Genomic DNA, 18,918 nt, shown 5'->3' with positions numbered 1-18,918 from the left:
GTGTCTTTGCGCCAAAGTCTCCCATCCACGCAGCTCACCGCGCCCGTCGCCTTGACGGGCCGACGCACCGTCAGCACCATGGCGGGATTCCGGACGGCGGCAGCAGCGGTGTGGACGGGGGGCGGATCGTGAGCGCGGTGACCGCGACCGAGCGGCCGGAGGCCCCTCGATGAGCTCAGTGACCACGGTCAAGCGGCCCGGCCGTGCGCGCACACCCCGCGCCGCCCCCGCGGCACGGCCACGCGGCCCCGACTTCGGCGCCTGGTTCCTGGTGCTCCCGGCGCTCCTGCCGATCCTCGTCCTCAGCGTCGGACCGCTCCTCTACGGCATCGCGCTCGCCTTCACCGACGCCCAGTCCGGCCGCACCCAGGCCACCCGATGGGTCGGCACCCTCAACTTCCAGGACCTGCTGCACGACACCCTCTTCTGGGAGTCCTTCCGCATCGGCGTCGTCTGGGCCGTCGGGGTGACGGTCCCCCAGTTCCTGCTCGCCCTCGGCCTCGCCCTCCTGCTCGACCAGAAGCTCCGCTTCCGCTGGCTGGCCCGGGCCCTCGCCATCGTCCCCTGGGCGATGCCGGAGGTCGTCGTCGGCATCATGTGGCGCCTCGTCTACAACCCCGACGCCGGCATCCTCAACGAGACCCTCCGGAACCTGGGCCTCGGCGAGGGCCACGACTGGCTCTCCGGACTCACCACCGCCCTGCCCGCCGTCATCGTCGTCGGCGTCTGGGCCGGCATGCCGCAGACCACCGTCGCCCTGCTCGCCGGACTCCAGAACACCCCGCGCGAACTCCATGAGGCCGCCGCCCTCGACGGCGCCGGAGCCTGGCGCCGCTTCCGCGCCGTCACCTGGCCGGCGCTCCGGCCGGTGGCCCTCGCCATCACCGCCCTCAACCTCATCTGGAACTTCAACTCCTTCGCCCTGGTCTACGTCCTGACCAACGGCGGACCGGGCGGCCGGACCCGGCTCCCCATGCTCTTCGCCTATGAAGAGGCCTTCCGTTACGGGCAGTTCGGCTACGCCGCCGCCATGGGCTGCGTGATGGTCGCCGCCGTCTCGGTGCTCATCGCCCTCTCCCTCGTACGCCGACTGAAAGGGGACCAGGACCGGTGAGCGCCCTGCGGACGAGCGGGCCCGCGCGAGCAGGCCAGTACCTGGCCCTCCTCGCGTACCTGGTCTTCCTCGCCTTCCCCTTCCTCTGGCTGCTGTCCACCGCCTTCAAGCCCGCCCCCGAGCTGGCCTCGCTCCACCCCACCTGGATCCCGGAGGACCCCACCCTCGACAACTTCCGGCAGGCCTTCGACGAGCAGCCGCTGCTCGGGGCCGCCGCGAACAGCCTGCTCGCCGCGGTCTGCGCCGCCCTGATCGCGGTCGTCGTAGCGACCCCGCTCGCCTATGTGACGGCCCGCCACCGAGGCCGGCTCGCCGGCGCCGCCACCGGCTGGGTGGTGATCAGCCAGGCCTTCCCCTTCGTCCTCGTGATCATCCCGCTCTTCCTCGTCCTCAAGAACCTGCACCTGATCAACAGCGTCGCCGGGCTCGTCCTGGTCTACGTGGTCTGGTCGCTGCCCTTCGCCCTCTGGATGCTCATGGGGTACGTCAGGGCCGTCCCGGCCGAGCTGGAGGAGGCCGCCGCCGTCGACGGCGCCGGCCGGATCCGCACCCTCGTCTCGGTCACCGCCCCGCTGCTCGCCCCCGGCGTCGTCGCCACCGCCCTCTTCGCCTTCGTCACCGCCTGGAACGAGTTCTTCTTCGCGCTCGTCCTGCTCAAGTCCCCCGAGAAACAGACCCTGCCGGTCGTCCTCACCCACTTCCTCGGCGCCGAGGGCGTCGCCGACCTCGGCCCGCTCGCCGCCGCGGCCTTCCTCGCCACCCTGCCGTCCCTCGTCGTCTTCGGAGTCCTCCAGAGACGGATCACCGGCGGGATGCTCACCGGGGCGGTGAAGTCATGAGACGGATCCTCGCCCTCGCCGCCGCGCTCGCCCTGCTCCTCACCGGCTGCGCCGCCGGGGGAGACGGACCCGACGACGGGGTCGTCCGGCTCCGCTTCCAGTCCCTCGCCTGGCAGAAGGAGTCCGTCGACGCCAACCGGCAGCTGGTGAAGGAATGGAACGCCGCCCACCCCGACATCCGGGTCGAGTACGTCCAGGGCAGCTGGGACTCCGTCCACGACCAGCTCCTCACCTCCTTCGAGGGAGGCGAGGCGCCCGACATCATCCACGACGCCTCCGACGACCTGGCCGACTTCGCGTACGGCGGCCACCTCGCCGACCTGCGCCCCCTCCTCTCCGAGCGGCTGCGCGCCGACATCCCGGCCCGCGGCTGGGAGACCACCACCTTCGACGAGGGCGTCTACGGCGTGCCCTTCCTCCAGGAACCGCGCGTCCTCATCGCCAATCGGAAGATCCTGGAGTCCTCCGGCGTCCGCGTCCCCACCCCGGAGAAACCCTGGAGCTGGACCGAGTTCCGGCAGATCGCCCAGGACCTCACCCGCACCATGGGAGGCGGCCGCCACGCGGTCGCCTGGCCGCTCAAGGAGCCCGTCTCCGTCAGCCTCAACCTCGGGGTCTCGGCCGGCGGCCGCCTCTTCCACCGGGACCCCGACGGCCGGGTCACCGTCGACTTCACCGAGGCCGACGGCATCGTCCCCGGCACCATCCACGACCTGGTCGTCACCGACCGGACCGCCCCGCGCACCACGCTCGGCAGCGGCGGATCCGACACCCTGCCCGGCTTCTTCGCCGGCAAGTACGCCATGGTCCCCCTCGGTTTCGCCTACCGCCAGCAGATCGCGCAGCAGGCACCCAAGGGCTTCGAGTGGACGGTGCTGCCCGCGCCCGTCGGTGCCGAAGGCCTCGCCCAGGGCGTCTCCCCGCAGACCCTGTCCATCGCGGCGGACAGTCTCCACAAGAAGGAGGCGGCCCAGTTCCTCGACTTCTTCCTGCGCCCGGCGAACATGGTGCGGCTCGCGCGCGGCGACTGGATGCTGCCCACCGGCACGGCCGCGCTCGCCGACCCCTCCCTGCACACCGCCAGGGACGGCTGGGCGACCGGCGCGGCGGTGGCCGAACACCTGCGGCCCGCGCCCGCCCAGTCCGTGCGCGGCTACCCGGAGTGGAAGGACAAGGTCGCGACCCCGGCCTTCCAGGAGTACTACAGCGGCGCCATCGACGGTGCCGAACTCCGCAGACGCCTCGTCGAGGACGGCAACCGGGTCCTCGCCCGCTATCAGCGCAGATGACGGATTCGCGATTACGAAACCTTGTTGAATAAGTCACAGATGGGTGAAGGGTCTTCTCCGGAACCCCCGCATCCGACAGTGTTCGAACCGGCCACCGCGCCGCCCCCCACGCGGCACGGTGGCCGACTAGATTGAGCCCATGACGAAGACCTACGTGGCCCTGCTCCGCGGCATCAACGTGAGCGGGCACCGCAAGGTCCCCATGGCCGAACTCCGCAAGCTCCTCGAAGAACTCGGGCACACGGACGTCCGCACCTACCTCCAGAGCGGGAACGCCGTCTTCACCACCGACTCCGGCGCCGGCGAGGACGAGCTCAGGGGCTCGCTCGAAGACGCGATCGAGGAGCGTTTCGGCTTCCGCGTCGACTGCCTCGTCCGCGACGCCGACTACCTCGTCGCCGTCGCCGACGCCTGCCCCTTCCCGGCCGCCGAACTCGAAGGCAAGCAGCTCCACGCCATCTACTACTCCGAGGTCGCCGACCCCGAGCGGTTCGCCTCGATCGACCGCGAGGCCCACCTCCCCGAGGACTTCGCCCTGGGCGACCGCGTGCTCTACCTCTACACCCCCGAAGGCCTCGGGAAGTCCAGGCTCGGCGAGGCGGTCTCCCGCCCGTCCGTGGTGAAGGGCCTCGTCGCCACCGGCCGGAACTGGAACACGGTCGTCAAGCTCATCGAGATGGCGCGGGGCGACTGACCTCGAAGTGGCCCATTCGAAAGGGTGGGGAATGGCCCGTGGTGGCGGGCCAAATCATGGCTAGATTCAACGACATGACGATCGCAGAGACCACGCCCCGCCCCACCGTCGACTTCTACTTCGACCCCGTTTGCCCCTTCGCCTGGATCACCTCCCGCTGGATCCTGGAGGTCGAGGCCCACCGGGACATCGACCTCCGCTTCAAGGTCATGAGCCTGTACGTCCACAACGAGGGCAACACCCTGCCCGACTGGTACCGCGAGCTCGTCGACGCCTCCATCGGCCCGGTCCGGGTGGCCGTGGCCGCCGCCGCACAGCACGGCGAGGAGATCCTGCGCCCGCTCTACACCGCGTACGGCACCCGCATCCACGAGAAGAAGCAGAAGGACTTCGACGCCGTCATCGCCGAATCGCTCACCGAGCTCGGCCTCCCGCCGGAACTCGCGGCCGCCGCCCACGACCCGGCCCACGACGAGGCGGTCCGCCGCAGCCACGACGCGGGCAAGGACCCCGAGGCCGACGGCTACGTCGGCACCCCGACGATCCACGTCGACGGCACCGTCTGGTTCGGCCCGGTCCTGCGGGCGATCCCGCGCGGCGAGAAGGCGGCCGAACTCTTCGACGGCTTCCGGGTCCTCGCCGGCCACCCCGACCTGTTCGAACTCAAGCGGACCCGCACGGGGGGTCTGGACTTCAGCTAGTCGAAGGCGACGCACCCGATCGTCACGGGGACCCGGGGCGACCACCGGTCCGTGGCCTCGTCGTACCCGCGGGCATAGCCGTTGCTCGGGCCGGCGCAGGGGGCCTTCAGGCCGGTCGCGGTGTTGACCCAGCCTCCGGCGAGGTTCGGGTGGTTCTTGGAGAAGACCCACTTCTTGAAGGCGATGGTGCCGTTGTTGTACTTCACCACGAGGAAGACATGGCGGTTGAGCGTGAAGCAGCCGCCGTTGAGATGCAGACGGCCGCCGAACTCGTAGGGCGACAGCCACGGCAGGGTGGTCCCGCAATTCACGAGGGAAGGGGCGTTGGGCGTGCTCGCGGGCGCCGCCTGCGCCGATGCCGCGCCGGGGACGGCGAGGCTGATGGCGGCCGCTACGACCGCCGTCATGGCGGCGGTCGTGTGCCGCCGACGGTTCATTTTCGAATGAGTGAGGACAGTCATGTTCGTTCCTCTGGGCTGGATCCGAACAATCTTCTGTTCAGTCTAGTGACGACTACGGAAAGCCAGCAAATCGCGCAAAACGCCCATTGAATGTTCAATGGACGGGCCGTTCACGCTCAGTTGTCGCGAAAGTTCAAGACCAGGGCCGCAAGCGCTCCGTACGGTCGCGGCATGAACGAGATCCACCACCACCTCACGCTCTGTGCCGCCGAGGCAGGCCGGGTCGCCCGCGCCGTCACCGCCGAACAGCTCGGCGCCCCGTCCGTCTGTGCCGGCTGGACGGTCCGCGAACTCGCCAACCACCTGGTGCTGTACTCCGCCCACGGGCTCGAACACCGCGCCCTGCGCACGAAGCTCCCGGACGAGACCACCGAGCGGGACTTCACCGCCGACACCGACTGGGCCGAGCGGTACGCGGCCCAGCTCGACCGGGCCCTGGCCGCCTGGGAACGGCCCGGCGTCTGGGACGGGGAGGTCGACACCGGGTACGTCACGATGCCGGCCCCCGCCATCGCCTCGCTGCTCGTCAAGGAACTCGCCCTGCACGGCTGGGACCTGGCCCGCTCCACCGGCCAGGAGTTCACGGTCCCCGAGGACACGGCGGTCTTCGTCCTCGGAGTCGTGGAGGAGCACGCCGAGGTCTACCGCCGGTACGAGGGCTTCGCCCAGCCGGTCGACGTACCCGACGACGCCTCCGCGTTCGTCCGCGCGCTGGCCCTGAGCGGCAGGAACCCGAAGAGTTAGGCGGTCCGGGCGACCGGACGGCGTACCGCGCGGGCACCGTCGTACCGCTCCAGGAGCAGGCGCGCCAGTTCGGGGGAGGGCCCCAGGACGTCCGCCAGGACGTCGGCCCCGGCCGCGCCCGCCGCGATGCGGTCCGGGAGGCGGCCCGGGGCGATCACGTACGGGGCGACCGCCACCCGGCGGACGCCCGGTTCCGTCCGCAGGGACCACACGGCGTCCTCCGTGCGCGGAAGAGATGCGGAGGCGAACGCGGGCCGCACGGAGCACCAACCGGTGCGCCTCAGCTCCCGCGCCGTTTCTGCGATCACCGCGATCGCCTCCGGGTCGGTGGAGCCCGCCGAGGCCAGGACGACCCCGGTCGCGCTCTTGTCGGCGGGTGTGAGGCCCGCCTCGTACAACCGCCGCTCGACCGCCGCGATCAGCAGCGGCGACGGGCCGAGGACCTCCGCCTGGCGGATGCTCAGGGACGGCGGTGCCTGGCGGAGCACGGCGGGGATGTCGGCCTTCGCGTGGAAGGCCCGGGTGAGGAGGAGCGGCAGGGCCACGACCTCCCGCACCCCGTCGGCCGCGAGGCGGTCCAGCACCCCCGGCACCGACGGCAGGTTGAAGTCCAGGAACGCCGTCTCCACGCGCAGCCCCGGCCGCAGCGCACCGGCCCGGCGCACCAGCGCCTGGACGGTCGCCGCGTGCCGCGGATCGCGGCTGCCGTGGGCGATCACGAGGAGGACAGGGCGGTTCACGGTCCGGTCAGCCCTTCACGAGGAGGCCGCGGCGACGGAGCACCGCGCGCTCCAGCGGGCTGAAGACGAGCAGGTCGATGGCGATGCCGACGATCAGGATCAGGATGATCGCCAGGAAGATCCCCGCCATGTCGATGTTGTTGCGGCCGTTCTCCAGGAGCTGGCCGAGGCCCAGGCCCAGGTCCGGCGAGGACGCGATGATCTCCGCGGCCATCAGCGAACGCCAGGAGAACGCCCAGCCCTGCTTGAGGCCGGCCAGGTAGCCGGGGAGCGCGGCCGGCATCACGATGTACCAGGCGCCCTTGACGCCCGACGCGCCGAGCGTCTTGCCCGCCCGCAGGAAGAGCGGCGGGACCTGGTCGACGCCGGCGACGAGGCCGTTGGCGATCGACGGGACGGCGCCGAGCAGGATCACCGCGTACATCATGCTGTCGTTGAGGCCGAGCCACAGGACGGCGGGCGCGACCCAGGCCACCGAGGGCAGCGACTGGAGCCCCGCGAGGATCGGGCCGATCGCCGCGCGCACGAACTTCACGCGGGAGACGAGCAGGCCCAGCGGGGTGCCGATCGCGAGCGCCAGGACGAACCCGTACAGGGCCCGGGACACGCTGGTCCACAGGACGCCGAAGAGCGTTCCTTCCCGCCACATCACGGTGAGGCTGTCCCACACGGCGGACGGGGCCGGCAGCTTGTACTCGTCGGTGACCTTCAGGGACACCAGGAGCTGCCACACCACCAGGACGAGCACGACGGCGACGACCGGCGGGACCACCTTCTTGACCAGCACCTCGCGGACCGGGGTCCGCCGGACCTGCACGCTGTCGAGGGCGTCCAGGCCGGCTTCGAGACCGGCGAGGTCGTCGGTCTTCTGCTCCTTCGGGGCGGTTTCAGTGCTGGCCATGGCGGCGGATCTCCTCACGCAGGTGCTCGGTGATCTCGAGGGACAGCTCCGCGACGGCGGAGTCCTCGATGCGGCGCGGCTGAGGGATGTCGATGGTCCACTCGTGCGCGATCCGGCCCGGCCGGGACGAGAGGAGGACGACGCGCTCGGCCAGCCGCACGGCTTCGCGCACGTTGTGGGTGACGAAGAGCACCGACAGCTTCGTCTCCCGCCAGATGCGGGTCAGTTCGTCGTGCAGTACGTCCCGGGTGATGGCGTCGAGCGCGGCGAACGGCTCGTCCATCAGGAGCAGGTCGCTGTCCTGGGCGAGCGCGCGGGCCAGCGCGACCCGCTGCCGCATGCCGCCGGACAGCTCGTGGACCCGCTTGCCGTACGAGCCGCCGAGCCGGACGAGGGTCAGCAGGCGCTCGGCCTCGTCGCGGCGCTCGGCCTTGGGCACCCCGCGCAGCCGCAGGGCCAGTTCGATGTTCTTGCCCGCGGTGAGCCACGGGAAGAGGGCGTGCTCCTGGAACATCAGGGCCGGCCGGCCGCCGGGGGTCTCGATGGACCCCGCGGACGGCCGGTCGAGCCCGGCGACCAGGTTGAGCAGGGTGGACTTGCCGCAGCCCGAGGCGCCCAGGAGGGTGACGAACTCGCCGGGGGCGACATCGAGCGAGATGTCGTCGAGGACGAGCTGTCCGCCGGCGGGTCCGCCGAAGGACTTGGAGACATGCTCGATGCGGGCGGCATGGGTCACCGCCGCACGGTCCTCGGCCTTGGCGAGCGTCGCGGTCGTGGCCATGGTCGTCACCTCCTGGGGATCAGCTGCGGGCTGTTACTTCGCGCCGAGACCGGCGTCGGAGACCTCGGGCTGACCCGCGGCCTTCAGGACCTTGTTGAGCGGCTTCAGGTCGTAGATGCCGGACAGCTCCGGCTTCTCCAGGAGACCGGCCTTCACCGCGTGGTCGGCCTGGGCCTGCAGGGTGGCCGCCAGCGGGTCGTTCGTGAACTGGATGGACGGCCACGCGGCGTCGATCACCTTCGCGCCCAGCGCCTTGCCCGAGAGGTCCTTCAGCTTGGCGTTGGCCGAGGCCTTCGCCTTGTCCGGGTTGGCGTTGATCCACTCGTTGGTCTTCACCGAGCCGCGCAGGAACGCCTCGACGACGTCCGGGTGCTCCTTGAGGAACTTCTGCGACACGATGATGTTCGTGATGACGAACTTCTTGTCGGGCCACAGGTCGGACTCGTCGAGCAGCACCTTCGCGCCGTCGCTGACCAGCTTGGACGCGGTCGGCTCGGGCACCCAGGCACCGTCGATGGCGCCGGAGGCGTAGGCGTTCGGAGTGACCTTGTTGTCCGTGCGGACCACGGAGACGTCGCCCTTGCCGCTCTGGGCGTCGACCTTCCAGCCCTTCTCGGAGATCCAGTTGAGGAAGGCCACGTCCTGGGTGTTGCCGAGCTGCGGGGTGGCGATCTTCTTGCCCTTGAGGTCGTCCACGGTCTTGATCTTCGCCGGGTTGACCACGAGCTTCACGCCACCGGAGGCGGCGCCGCCGACGATGCGGAGGTTGGTGCCCTTGGTCTTGACGTAGCCGTTGATGGACGGCGAGGGGCCGATGAAGCCGATGTCGATCGAGCCGGCGTTCAGCGCCTCGATCTCGGACGGGCCCGCGTTGAAGGTGGTGGGCACCAGCTTGGTGCCGCCCAGCTCCTTCTGGAGGATGCCCTCCTGGTCGCCGACGAGCGCGGTGGCGTGCGTGAGGTTGGGGAAGTACCCGAGCCGTACGGTGTCGGCGGAGAGCTTCTCGCCCTCGGCGGCCACCTTCTTCGTGGCGTCGTCGTCGTTCTTGGCCTCGGAGCCGTAGCCGCAGGAGGCGAGGACGCCGATCAGCAGCGGCAGGGCGGCGGCGGCGGCCAGGCCGCGGCGCAGGGTGGTACGGGTGGTGGCAGGCACGGGTGGTCCCCTCGGTTCAACTTCTCAGCGAAGTCTGCGTTTATGTCTTTCGGGGTGGAGCGGGTGGAGCCGTGTCGCACCGCCGGGGCGGTGCACAGAGGTCAGCACGCACATCGCGCCACACCTCCCCGGCCCGCGCCGAGGGCACCGGAGCCCACCCGGCCGCCCTCCTTCGCGAAGGTGGCCCAGAAGTCCTGACCCGTCATCAGAAGTCCCACCCTTCTTCCTCGTCCACCGCGACGACGGCCTTGGCCGTGGCGAAGGACTCGCCCGCCATGCCGGCCGCGAGCGTGGTGCCGTCCGCGGGGTCGATCAGCAGGAACGAACCCGTACGGCGGGAGTCCGCGTACGCGTCGAGCGCGAGCGGCTCGGCGGTGCGGACCACGACCCGGCCGATGTCGTTGGCGACCAGCTGCCCGGGGTTCGGGTGCTGGGAGAGGTCGTCCAGGGTCAGCCGCGAGGGGATGTCCTTGACGATCGCCTTGACCGTGCGGGTGGTGTGCTTGAGCAGGACCCGCTGGCCGACGGCGAGCGGCTGGTCCGCCACGTGGCAGACCGTCGCCTCGACGTCCTGGCTGGTGGCCGGGGCGTCGCCGCTCGGCGCGAGCAGGTCGCCGCGGGAGATGTCGATGTCGTCGGCGAGCCGGATCGTCACCGACTGTGGGGCCCAGGCGATGTCCACGGACTCGCCGAGCGCGTCGATGGCGGTGATCGTGGACTTCTTCCCCGACGGCAGGACGGTGATCTCCTCGCCGACCCGGAAGGCACCGGCCGCGATCTGACCGGCGTAGCCCCGGTAGTCGGGGTGCTCGGCGGTCTGCGGGCGGATCACGTACTGCACGGGGAAGCGGGCGTGGCAGGCCGTCAGGTCGTGGCTGACCGGGACGGTCTCCAGGTGCTCCAGGACCGTCGGGCCGCCGTACCAGTCCATGTGGGCGGACGGCTCCACGACGTTGTCGCCGGCGAGCGCGGAGATCGGGATCGCGGTGATCTCCGGGACGCCGAGCTCGGAGGCGTACGTCGTGAACTCCTCGGCGATCGCGGCGAAGACGGACTCCTGGTAGTCGACCAGGTCCATCTTGTTCACGGCGAGGACCACGTGCGGGACGCGGAGCAGCGCGGCGACGGCGGCGTGCCGGCGGGTCTGCTCGACGACGCCGTTGCGGGCGTCGACCAGGACCACGGCCAGCTCGGCGGTGGAGGCCCCGGTGACCATGTTCCGGGTGTACTGCACGTGCCCGGGGGTGTCGGCGAGGATGAAGCGGCGGCGGGGCGTCGCGAAGTAGCGGTAGGCCACGTCGATCGTGATGCCCTGCTCGCGCTCGGCCCGCAGGCCGTCGGTCAGCAGCGCCAGGTCCGGGGCCTCCTGGCCGCGGGAGCGCGAGGCGTGCTCCACGGCCTCCAGCTGGTCGGCGAGGACCGACTTGGAGTCGTGGAGGAGCCGGCCCACCAGGGTGGACTTGCCGTCGTCGACGGACCCGGCGGTGGCGAAACGCAGCAGGGTGGTGGCCGCCAGCTGGTCGGACAGCTGCTCGGTGGACGTGCTCATTAGAAGTACCCTTCGCGCTTGCGGTCTTCCATCGCGGCCTCGGACAGCTTGTCGTCGGCCCGGGTGGCGCCCCGCTCGGTGAGCCGGGAGGCGGCGATCTCGGCGATGACGGCGTCCAGTGTGGTGGCGTCGGAGTCGACGGCGCCGGTGCAGGACATGTCGCCGACGGTGCGGTAGCGGATCAGCCGCTTCTCGACCGTCTCCGACTCCTTCGGGCCGCCCCACTCGCCGGCCGTGAGCCACATGCCGTTGCGGGCGAAGACCTCGCGCTCGTGGGCGAAGTAGATCTCGGGGAGCTCGATCTTCTCCCGCTGGATGTACTGCCAGACGTCCAGCTCGGTCCAGTTGGAGAGCGGGAAGACCCGGACGTGCTCGCCGGGGGCGTGCCGGCCGTTGTAGAGCTGCCACAGCTCGGGGCGCTGGCGGCGCGGGTCCCACTGCGAGAACTCGTCGCGCAGCGAGAACACCCGCTCCTTGGCTCGGGCCTTCTCCTCGTCGCGGCGGCCGCCGCCGAAGACGGCGTCGAAGCGGTGCTGCTGGATCGCCTCGGTCAGCGGGACGGTCTGCAGCGGGTTGCGGGTGCCGTCGGGGCGCTCGCGGAGCTTGCCGGCGTCGATGTACTCCTGCACGGAGGCCACGTGCAGCCGCAGTCCGTGCCGGTCGACGACCCGGTCGCGGTACTCGATGACCTCGGGGAAGTTGTGCCCGGTGTCGACGTGCAGCAGCGTGAAGGGGACCGGCGCGGGGGCGAAGGCCTTCAGCGCCAGGTGCAGCATGACGATGGAGTCCTTGCCGCCGGAGAAGAGGATCACCGGCCGCTCGAACTCGCCCGCCACCTCGCGGAAGATGTGGACGGCCTCGGACTCCAGGGAGTCGAGGTGCGACAGCGCGAACGGACTGTCCGTGGTGTCGTGGGCGTGGGCGACGGTGGTCACAGCAGACCCCTCTCGGTGAGCAGCGCGTGGAGCTGCGCCGCGGACTCCTGCACGGTCTGGTTCTGGGACTCGATCCGCAGATCGGGGCTCTCGGGCGCCTCGTACGGGTCGTCGACGCCGGTGAGGCCGCTGATCTCGCCCGCGGCCTGCTTGGCGTAGAGGCCCTTCACGTCACGGACGGAGCAGACCTCCACGGGGGTGGCCACGTGGACCTCGACGTAGGCGGTGCCCTCGGCCTGGTGGCGCTTGCGGACCGCCTCGCGGCTGTCGTTGTACGGGGCGATGACCGGGACCAGGACCTTCACGCCGTGCGAGGCGAGCAGCTCGGCGACGAAGCCGATCCGCTGCACGTTGGTGTGGCGGTCCTCGCGGGTGAAGCCGAGGCCCGCGGAGAGGAACTCGCGGATCTCGTCGCCGTCGAGGATCTCGACGGGGTGGCCCTCGTCGCGGAGGCGGCCGGCCAGCTCGTACGCGATGGTGGTCTTTCCGGCGCTCGGCAGGCCGGTGAGCCAGATGGTGGCACCGGTCACGTGGTTCTCCTGGGAGGTCTGAGGGGTGGGGGTCATCAGCCGTGCAGCCCGCACTCGGTCTTGGCGCGGCCCGCCCAGCGTCCGGCGCGGGCGTCCTCGCCCTCCAGGACGCGGCGGGTGCAGGGGGCGCAGCCGACGGAGGCGTACCCGTCCATGAGGAGCGGGTTGGTGAGGACACCGTGCTCCGTGACGTACGCGTCGACGTCGTCCTGCGTCCAGCGGGCGATGGGGGAGACCTTGACCTTCTGCCGCTTCTCGTCCCAGCCGACGACCGGGGTGTTCGCCCGGGTCGGGGACTCGTCGCGGCGCAGGCCGGTGGCCCAGGCGCCGTACGCGGTGAGGCCGTCTTCGAGGGGCTTGACCTTGCGCAGCGCGCAGCACAGGTCCGGGTCGCGGTCGTGGAGCTTCGGACCGTACTCGGCGTCCTGCTCGGCCACGGTCTGACGCGGGGTCAGGGTGATGACGTTGACGTCCATGACGGCGTCCACGGCGTCCCGGGTGCCGATGGTCTCCTCGAAGTGGTAGCCCGTGTCGAGGAAGACGACGTCCACGCCGGGCTTCACGCGCGAGGCGAGGTGGGCGACGACCGCGTCCTCCATGGAGGAGGTCACGCAGAAGCGGTCGCCGAAGGTGTCCACGGCCCAGCGGAGGATCTCCAGCGCGGAGGCGTCCTCCAGATCACGGCCGGCCTGCTCGGCGAGTGCCTTCAGGTCGGCCGCGGTCGCGTCCTGAGCGATCGTCATATCTCTTTCCTCCCAGTGGTGTTGCCCGAAGTCGCCGGGGCGAGGAGCCCCAGGAACTTCAGCTGGAAGGCTCGACTGCACGCGGCGCATTCCCACGCGCCGTGACCCTGCTCGTTCGGACGCAGGTCCTCGTCCCCGCAGTAGGGGCAGAAGAAGGGGGCCGCACGCTCGCTCACGGTGCCTCCTTGTTCGCTTCTCCGCCCACGCGGCGCAGAGGTGCGGCCTTCGTCGTCGGCTGCGGCCCGGCGGCCGCGTGCGCGTCGCTCACGACAGGGCCTCCTCCGACGCGCGGGCCGCCCAGGTCGCGAAGCGCTCGCCGGTCTCGCGCTCCGCCTGGAAGCGCTTGAGGACCCGCTCCACGTAGTCCGGGAGCTCGGCCGCCGTGACCTTGAGGCCGCGGACCTTGCGGCCGAAGCCGGCCTCCAGGCCGAGCGCGCCGCCCAGGTGCACCTGGTAGCCCTCGACGCGGTTGCCCTCGTCGTCCAGGACCAGCTGACCCTTGAGGCCGATGTCCGCGACCTGGATGCGGGCGCAGGCGTTCGGGCAGCCGTTGATGTTGATCGTCAGCGGCTCGTCGAACTCCGGGATCCGGCGCTCCAGTTCGTCGATGAGCGAGGAGCCGCGGCCCTTCGTCTCGACGATCGCGAGCTTGCAGAACTCGATGCCGGTGCAGGCCATCGTGCCGCGTCGGAACGGCGAGGGGGTGACCCGCAGGTCCAGCGCCTCCAGGGCGGAGACGAGGGACTCGACCTGCGCCTCCTCGATGTCGAGGACGAGCATCTTCTGCTCGGCGGTGGTGCGGACGCGGCCGGAGCCGTGCTCCTCGGCGATCGCGGCGATCTTCGTCAGGGTGGCGCCGTCGACGCGGCCGACACGGGGCGCGAAGCCGACGTAGAAGCGGCCGTCCTTCTGCTTGTGGACGCCCACGTGGTCGCGCCAGCGGCCGGCGGGCTCCGCGGGGGCGGGGCCGTCCGTCAGCTTGCGCTTCAGGTACTCGTCCTCCAGGACCTGGCGGAACTTCTCCGGGCCCCAGTCGGCGACGAGGAACTTCAGGCGGGCGCGGTTGCGCAGCCGGCGGTAGCCGTAGTCGCGGAAGATCGAGATGACGCCCTCGTAGACGTCCGGGACCTCGTCGAGGGAGACCCAGGTGCCGAGGCGGACGCCGAGCTTCGGGTTGGTGGAGAGACCGCCGCCGACCCAGACGTCGAAGCCGGGGCCGTGCTCGGGGTGCTCCACGCCGACGAAGGCGATGTCGTTGATCTCGTGCGCCACGTCGAGGAGCGGCGAGCCGGAGACCGCGGACTTGAACTTGCGGGGCAGGTTGGAGAAGTCCTTGTTGCCGACGATCCGGCGCTGGATCTCGTCGATGGCGGGGGTGCCGTCGATGATCTCGTCGGCGGCGATGCCGGCCACGGGGGAGCCGAGGATCACGCGCGGGGTGTCGCCGCAGGCCTCGGTGGTCGACAGGCCGACCGCCTCCAGGCGGTTCCAGATCTCGGGGACGTCCTCGATGCGGATCCAGTGGTACTGGACGTTCTGCCGGTCCGTGATGTCGGCGGTCCCGCGGGCGAACTCCTCGGAGATCTCACCGATCACCCGGAGCTGTTCGGTGGTCAGCCGGCCGCCGTCGATGCGGACCCGGAGCATGAAGTACTCGTCGTCCAGCTCCTCCGGCTCCAGCACGCCCGTCTTGGTGCCGTCCAGACCCTGCTTGCGCTGGGTGTAGAGGCCCCACCAGCGCATGCGTCCGCGCAGGTCGTTGGGGTCGATGGAGTCGAAGCCGCGCTTCGAATAGACCGTCTCAATACGTGTCCGCACGTTGAGACCGTCGTCGTCCTTCTTGAACTGCTCATTGCCGTTCAGGGGGGTGAAGTGCCCCACGGCCCACTGACCCTCGCCACGGTGGCGCCCGGCCTTGCGGCGGGCGGCGGCGGGAGTGGGGTTTTCCGGGGTGGCGGCCATGGCGTCTTGTCCTTCGGGACTGCGAGAGGGCGGCTCTGACCTGCACACTCGCGCTCAGGTCAGAGGGTGGCGCGTCAGTGCGCAGCAGGGTGGGGCAGAGTCGGGCGGTAAGGAGATCGCGGCGGTGCTGGTTCTCTCAGCGCGCCGGACAAATGGCGCTGGACATGCGGCCGAGGTCGACGTGCCGCCGACTCACCAAGGCAATTCCAGTTCCAGGCATGACGGAAGCGTGTCACGGGACTTTGGACCCAGTCCAGCATCGTCCAGCATTCGGACATAGTCGTCTCGCTGAGTGAGACAGTGTGCTCCAGGTCACGTGAAAGGGGCCCTGTTCAGGGCCCCTTCCGCGGCTCGGTGCGTACGGCCGGGTCGTACGGCTCAGGCGTGAGCCCCCGGCCAGGGGCCGGGGGTCTCCGACTCCTCGACCTCCTCGACCTTGGTGTCGAAGAGACGGAAGCCGCGCCGCTCGTAGTTGGCCATGGCGTGCGGGCCGTCGAGCGAGCAGGTGTGCAGCCACACCCGCTTCGTGGCCTCCCGCTCCGGCCAGCGCTCGGCCAGGTCCCAGGCGCGCGCCACCCCGTAGGAGAGCAGGTGGCCGCCGATCCGGCGGCCCCGGAAGGCCGGTATCAGGCCGAAGTAGATGATCTCCACCACGCCGTCGTCCTGGGGGTCGAGCTCCACGTACCCGGCCGGCGTCCCCCTGTCGTACGCCACCCAGATCTCGGCGCCCGGCTTCTCCACGATCTCCTGCCACTGCTTGTACGTCAGCGACAGCCGGTCGGTCCAGTGGATGTCACCGCCGACCGCCGTGTAGAGGAAGCGGCTGAACTCCACCGAGGGCACCTCGGCGCGCCGGATCGCCACGTCCTCGCCCTCCGGCGGGGTGGCGGGACGGAGGTCGGACGGGGAGGTCTGCTCGAGGGACCAGGTGGTGAGAGTGATGCTCATGGGCTCATCGCATCATGCGGAGTGCCGGATTCCCACTCTGTTCGGTATCGGCGGACAGGCTGTCCGCCATACGGACATGCGGGTTCGTCCCGCGTTCCGGCGCCCGAACGCCGAGGCGCACGACTCCGGCGTGACCTCGGCGCGGCCCCGGCATGACCTCAGAGGTAATCGACCCCCGCACCGCCCTCCCGGCAGGGTGAGCGCACCGGGACGGCACACGGCCGCACCCGGTGATCGACGACATGAGGGGTACGACATGGGTACGGGTCGGCGTGGTCTGGCGGGCATCGCGATGGCGACGGCACTCGTCGCGGGAGCGGCGGTCACCGTGACGACGGCTGAGGCGCTGCCGGGCGGGGCGGCCACGGCGGCACGGGACGACTGCCCGGCGGCGCGGGAGAAGGTCGAGCGGCTCGAAGGCCGCGTCACCCCCAACGCCTGCGCCTTCCTGGAGAGGCAGATCACCTTCGGCGAGATGCCGACCGGCACGCCGCCCGCGCCCGGCGACCTCGCCCACCCCCGGGTCGGCGCCTACCTCGACATCTTCGACCCCGAGGCCACCCTCTGGGAGGCCGGGAGCGCCCCGCAGCGCGGCCGCACCACGATCGGCACCTCCATCAACGGCTCCCTGCGCCTCGCACCCGACCTCGCCTACCGGGGCACGGACGTGGTCGCCGACGGCAGCACCGTGATGTTCGGGCAGTGGAACGAGGTCACCCTCAAGGGCCACACCGTCGCCTATCCGCAGATCGCGCGGAACGTCCTCGGCGACGAGGGGCGCACGCTCCAGGCCCGCCGCTACTACGACCGGGCCGTCCTCTTCCGGGACACCCTGCCCGGGGCGGCGCCCGCCCCCCTCTTCGAGGGCGTCACGGACGCGGGATCGCCCCGGGACGGCGAGCGGATCCAGGGCGGTGAGCGGATCCGAAACGGCGAGCGGATCCAGGACGGCGAGCAGCCCCGGCCCGGCTTCCGGGCCCGGGCCGGAGAGGTCACGGAGCGTCTCGCCGCCTGGAACGCCGAGGACGCCGACGCCCTCCTCGCCCGCACCCGGGGCGCGCGGCTCGGCGGACCCGGACTCGCCGCCCCGCTCGTCTCCGAGGCCGGCAAGCGCGCCTACCTGGAACGCCTCTTCGCCACCGCCGACCTCCGCCTCAAGGCGGGCCAGGTCGCCGTCGGCGAGACCACCGCCTACGTGGAGTGGCACGGGACCGTCTCCGTGCACGACGGCGCCGAGACCCGCACCGGCATCCCCTTCGGGATCGTGGAGCGCTTCGGCCCCGGCGGGGAGTGGGAGCTGTACTTCGACACCCTGCCGCTGGTCGCGGACCAGGCCGAGATCGACGCCCTCTTCCAGAAGCTCGCCTCCTGAAGCGCGCTTCCCGAGGCACGTCTCCTGAAGCGCGCTTCCCGAAGCGTGTCCGCAGAGCCCCGCCCGGCCCGCCGGTCAGGCGGGGTCCGCGGCGCGGACGGCGGGGGCCGTCGAGTGGGGGAGCAGGTCTTCCGGGCGCTCCGGGCGCAGTACCTCCACCGCGACCTCCTCCCGGAAGCGGTACGGGCGGTGTGCCAGGACCCCCGCCAGGTTCCGCCGCACCCGGGACATCTCCGCCCGTACGGTCACCGTCCGCGTACGGTCCCCGAACACGTCGTCCGCCAGCTCCGCCGCCGTCCGGCCGTCGCGGTGCAGCGCCAGTACATAGAGAAGCTCCGCGTGCCGGGGACTGAGCTCCTGCTGCCAGCTGCCCGCCACCCCGGACACGGACACCGTCCAGCGGCGCGGCCGGCTCAGGTCCAGGACGACCCGGCTCGCCGCCCCCGCGCCCGGCTCCTCGGGCAAGGCCTCCTCCTCGACCCGCAGCAGCCAGCCGCCCGGCAGCGGCTCCACCGCGCACACGCCGAGCGAGGGCAGCCAGACCCGGCCGGCCCGGAACGACTTCGGCAGCGGGATCCGCTCCATCGGCGCGAGGCCGGTCACCGCGGCCGTCCAGCCGTGGTCGTCCACCGCGACCGCCCGGCCGCCCACCCGGCACAGGATCGGCGCCGCCACCGCCCGCAGCCGCTCGATGGACCGGTGGTGCCGCTCCCGCATCTCGGCCTCGGCGAGCTGCGCCACCGAGCCGACCAGGGCCAGCATCGCCGGATGGAAGCTGGACGCGGGACCGGACACGTCCAGGATCCCCAGCAGCCGCTGGTCGCGCGGGTCGTGCACGGGCGCGGCGGCACAGGTCCAGTTGTGCAGCGACTGCACGTAGTGCTCGGCGGAGTGCACCTGCACCGCACGGCCCAGGGCGAGCGCCGTGCCCACCGCGTTCGTCCCGGTGGCGTGCTCGGCCCAGGCCGCGCCCTCCTCCAGGCAGATGCCGTTCGCCTGCCGCAGCACGGCGAGGTTCCCCTGGCGCCACAGCACCCGGCCGTGCTCGTCGGTGACCACCATGATCTGGAGGGAGGCGTCGGCGATGCCGGCGATGCCGCCGCTCAGCGTCTGCATCACCTCGGAGAGGAGCGTGGTCCTGCGCCGCTCCTCCAGCTCGTCCCGCCGGAGCAGCACGGTGCTGGTGCTCTGGTCCGGGTCGAGGCCGAGCCGGGCCATCCGCTGCCAGGAGGCGTCGATCACCGGCCGGGGCGCGATCGGCGGCCGCCGGCCGGCCAGGGTCTCCTCGCGCACTCGGTGCAGCAGCCGGCTGGCCTGGGCTGCGTCCATGGCGGCGAGCCGCTTCATGTCGAGCTGCGTGTTCTTCATCGGTCTCTCCCAGCCACCCGGGGTGCTGTATCGGTTCTGCACGGGGCAGATGTCCGGAGTGTCGGTGCCCATCGTGCCGTCCGGGAGCGTCCGGC

General features: G+C 71.3%; 21 protein-coding genes. 7 read left to right on the top strand and 14 right to left on the bottom strand.

What is annotated here, in order from left to right; genetic code table 11:
- The first annotated feature begins 169 nt into the window (after positions 1-169).
- From K7G60_RS02270 to K7G60_RS02250, 5 genes are all read left to right on the top strand, one after another.
- On the top strand, positions 170-1,114 hold the full coding sequence (locus tag K7G60_RS02270) for a carbohydrate ABC transporter permease (protein ID WP_225799059.1): 945 nt from the start codon (positions 170-172) through the stop codon (positions 1,112-1,114).
- The gene (locus K7G60_RS02265; protein WP_225799058.1) at positions 1,111-1,953 is read left to right on the top strand and encodes a carbohydrate ABC transporter permease; all 843 of its coding nucleotides are present in this window, start codon (positions 1,111-1,113) and stop codon (positions 1,951-1,953) included. The genes K7G60_RS02270 and K7G60_RS02265 overlap by 4 nt, the downstream gene beginning before the upstream one ends.
- Entirely contained in the window at positions 1,950-3,242 is a 1,293-nt protein-coding gene (locus K7G60_RS02260; protein WP_225799057.1) for an ABC transporter substrate-binding protein, read from the top strand. Before K7G60_RS02265 ends, K7G60_RS02260 begins: the two co-directional genes overlap by 4 nt.
- A 139-nt stretch (positions 3,243-3,381) precedes the next feature.
- A complete protein-coding gene (locus K7G60_RS02255) occupies positions 3,382-3,936 on the top strand; it encodes a DUF1697 domain-containing protein (RefSeq protein ID WP_225799056.1) in 555 nt (184 codons plus the stop codon).
- 74 nt (positions 3,937-4,010) lie between these two features.
- Complete coding sequence (locus K7G60_RS02250) at positions 4,011-4,637, top strand: DsbA family protein (protein WP_263985405.1); 627 nt, start codon at positions 4,011-4,013, stop codon at positions 4,635-4,637.
- Here K7G60_RS02250 and K7G60_RS02245 read toward each other — a convergent pair.
- Positions 4,634-5,044 carry a hypothetical protein gene (locus tag K7G60_RS02245; protein ID WP_225799055.1) on the bottom strand — a complete coding sequence of 137 codons (411 nt, stop codon included), beginning with the start codon at positions 5,042-5,044 and terminating at the stop codon, positions 4,634-4,636. The two genes, K7G60_RS02250 and K7G60_RS02245, sit on opposite strands and share 4 nt — an antisense overlap.
- 225 nt (positions 5,045-5,269) lie before the next feature.
- Here K7G60_RS02245 and K7G60_RS02240 point away from each other — a divergent pair, with 225 nt between their 5' ends.
- Positions 5,270-5,842: a TIGR03086 family metal-binding protein gene (locus tag K7G60_RS02240; RefSeq protein WP_225799054.1), complete on the top strand. Its 573-nt coding sequence runs from the start codon at positions 5,270-5,272 to the stop codon at positions 5,840-5,842.
- Here the strand turns inward: K7G60_RS02240 and K7G60_RS02235 are convergent.
- The 12 genes from K7G60_RS02235 to K7G60_RS02185 all read right to left on the bottom strand — a co-directional run bounded on the left by K7G60_RS02235 (position 5,839) and on the right by K7G60_RS02185 (position 16,083).
- Entirely contained in the window at positions 5,839-6,582 is a 744-nt protein-coding gene (locus K7G60_RS02235; RefSeq protein WP_225799053.1) for a sirohydrochlorin chelatase, read from the bottom strand. The two genes, K7G60_RS02240 and K7G60_RS02235, sit on opposite strands and share 4 nt — an antisense overlap.
- Positions 6,583-6,589: 7 nt before the next feature.
- Complete coding sequence (locus tag K7G60_RS02230; RefSeq protein WP_225799052.1) at positions 6,590-7,483, bottom strand: ABC transporter permease; 894 nt, start codon at positions 7,481-7,483, stop codon at positions 6,590-6,592.
- Entirely contained in the window at positions 7,470-8,264 is a 795-nt protein-coding gene (locus K7G60_RS02225; RefSeq protein WP_225799051.1) for an ABC transporter ATP-binding protein, read from the bottom strand. Before K7G60_RS02225 ends, K7G60_RS02230 begins: the two co-directional genes overlap by 14 nt.
- Before the next feature lie 33 nt (positions 8,265-8,297).
- Positions 8,298-9,416, bottom strand: a complete 1,119-nt coding sequence (locus tag K7G60_RS02220) for an aliphatic sulfonate ABC transporter substrate-binding protein (RefSeq protein ID WP_225799050.1) — start codon at positions 9,414-9,416, stop codon at positions 8,298-8,300.
- 205 nt (positions 9,417-9,621) lie between these two features.
- Positions 9,622-10,965: a sulfate adenylyltransferase subunit 1 gene (locus K7G60_RS02215; protein ID WP_225799049.1), complete on the bottom strand. Its 1,344-nt coding sequence runs from the start codon at positions 10,963-10,965 to the stop codon at positions 9,622-9,624.
- Positions 10,965-11,900: a sulfate adenylyltransferase subunit CysD gene (gene cysD, locus K7G60_RS02210; protein ID WP_190159578.1), complete on the bottom strand. Its 936-nt coding sequence runs from the start codon at positions 11,898-11,900 to the stop codon at positions 10,965-10,967. Before cysD ends, K7G60_RS02215 begins: the two co-directional genes overlap by 1 nt.
- Positions 11,897-12,466: an adenylyl-sulfate kinase gene (gene cysC, locus K7G60_RS02205; RefSeq protein ID WP_225799048.1), complete on the bottom strand. Its 570-nt coding sequence runs from the start codon at positions 12,464-12,466 to the stop codon at positions 11,897-11,899. Before cysC ends, cysD begins: the two co-directional genes overlap by 4 nt.
- A complete protein-coding gene (locus K7G60_RS02200; protein WP_225799047.1) occupies positions 12,466-13,173 on the bottom strand; it encodes a phosphoadenylyl-sulfate reductase in 708 nt (235 codons plus the stop codon). Before K7G60_RS02200 ends, cysC begins: the two co-directional genes overlap by 1 nt.
- On the bottom strand, positions 13,170-13,349 hold the full coding sequence (locus tag K7G60_RS02195; RefSeq protein WP_030692687.1) for a hypothetical protein: 180 nt from the start codon (positions 13,347-13,349) through the stop codon (positions 13,170-13,172). The genes K7G60_RS02200 and K7G60_RS02195 overlap by 4 nt, the downstream gene beginning before the upstream one ends.
- A gap of 88 nt (positions 13,350-13,437) precedes the next feature.
- Positions 13,438-15,135, bottom strand: a complete 1,698-nt coding sequence (locus tag K7G60_RS02190) for a nitrite/sulfite reductase (RefSeq protein WP_225799046.1) — start codon at positions 15,133-15,135, stop codon at positions 13,438-13,440.
- A 136-nt stretch (positions 15,136-15,271) separates the two neighbouring features.
- A complete protein-coding gene (locus tag K7G60_RS39335) occupies positions 15,272-15,355 on the bottom strand; it encodes a putative leader peptide (protein ID WP_310887545.1) in 84 nt (27 codons plus the stop codon).
- A 158-nt stretch (positions 15,356-15,513) separates the two neighbouring features.
- The gene (locus K7G60_RS02185; protein WP_225799045.1) at positions 15,514-16,083 is read right to left on the bottom strand and encodes a GNAT family N-acetyltransferase; all 570 of its coding nucleotides are present in this window, start codon (positions 16,081-16,083) and stop codon (positions 15,514-15,516) included.
- Between the two features lie 256 nt (positions 16,084-16,339).
- Between K7G60_RS02185 and K7G60_RS38750 the strand changes: the two genes are divergently transcribed.
- A complete protein-coding gene (locus tag K7G60_RS38750) occupies positions 16,340-17,455 on the top strand; it encodes a hypothetical protein (RefSeq protein ID WP_263985404.1) in 1,116 nt (371 codons plus the stop codon).
- Between the two features lie 75 nt (positions 17,456-17,530).
- Here the strand turns inward: K7G60_RS38750 and K7G60_RS02175 are convergent, their stop codons facing one another.
- Positions 17,531-18,823 carry a helix-turn-helix domain-containing protein gene (locus K7G60_RS02175; protein WP_225799044.1) on the bottom strand — a complete coding sequence of 431 codons (1,293 nt, stop codon included), beginning with the start codon at positions 18,821-18,823 and terminating at the stop codon, positions 17,531-17,533.
- Positions 18,824-18,918 lie beyond the last annotated feature (95 nt).

Origin of the sequence: Streptomyces sp. NK15101, from assembly GCF_020400725.1 — a bacterium.
Lineage (GTDB): Bacteria > Actinomycetota > Actinomycetes > Streptomycetales > Streptomycetaceae > Streptomyces.
This window is presented reverse-complemented; position numbering and strand designations above follow the sequence as displayed.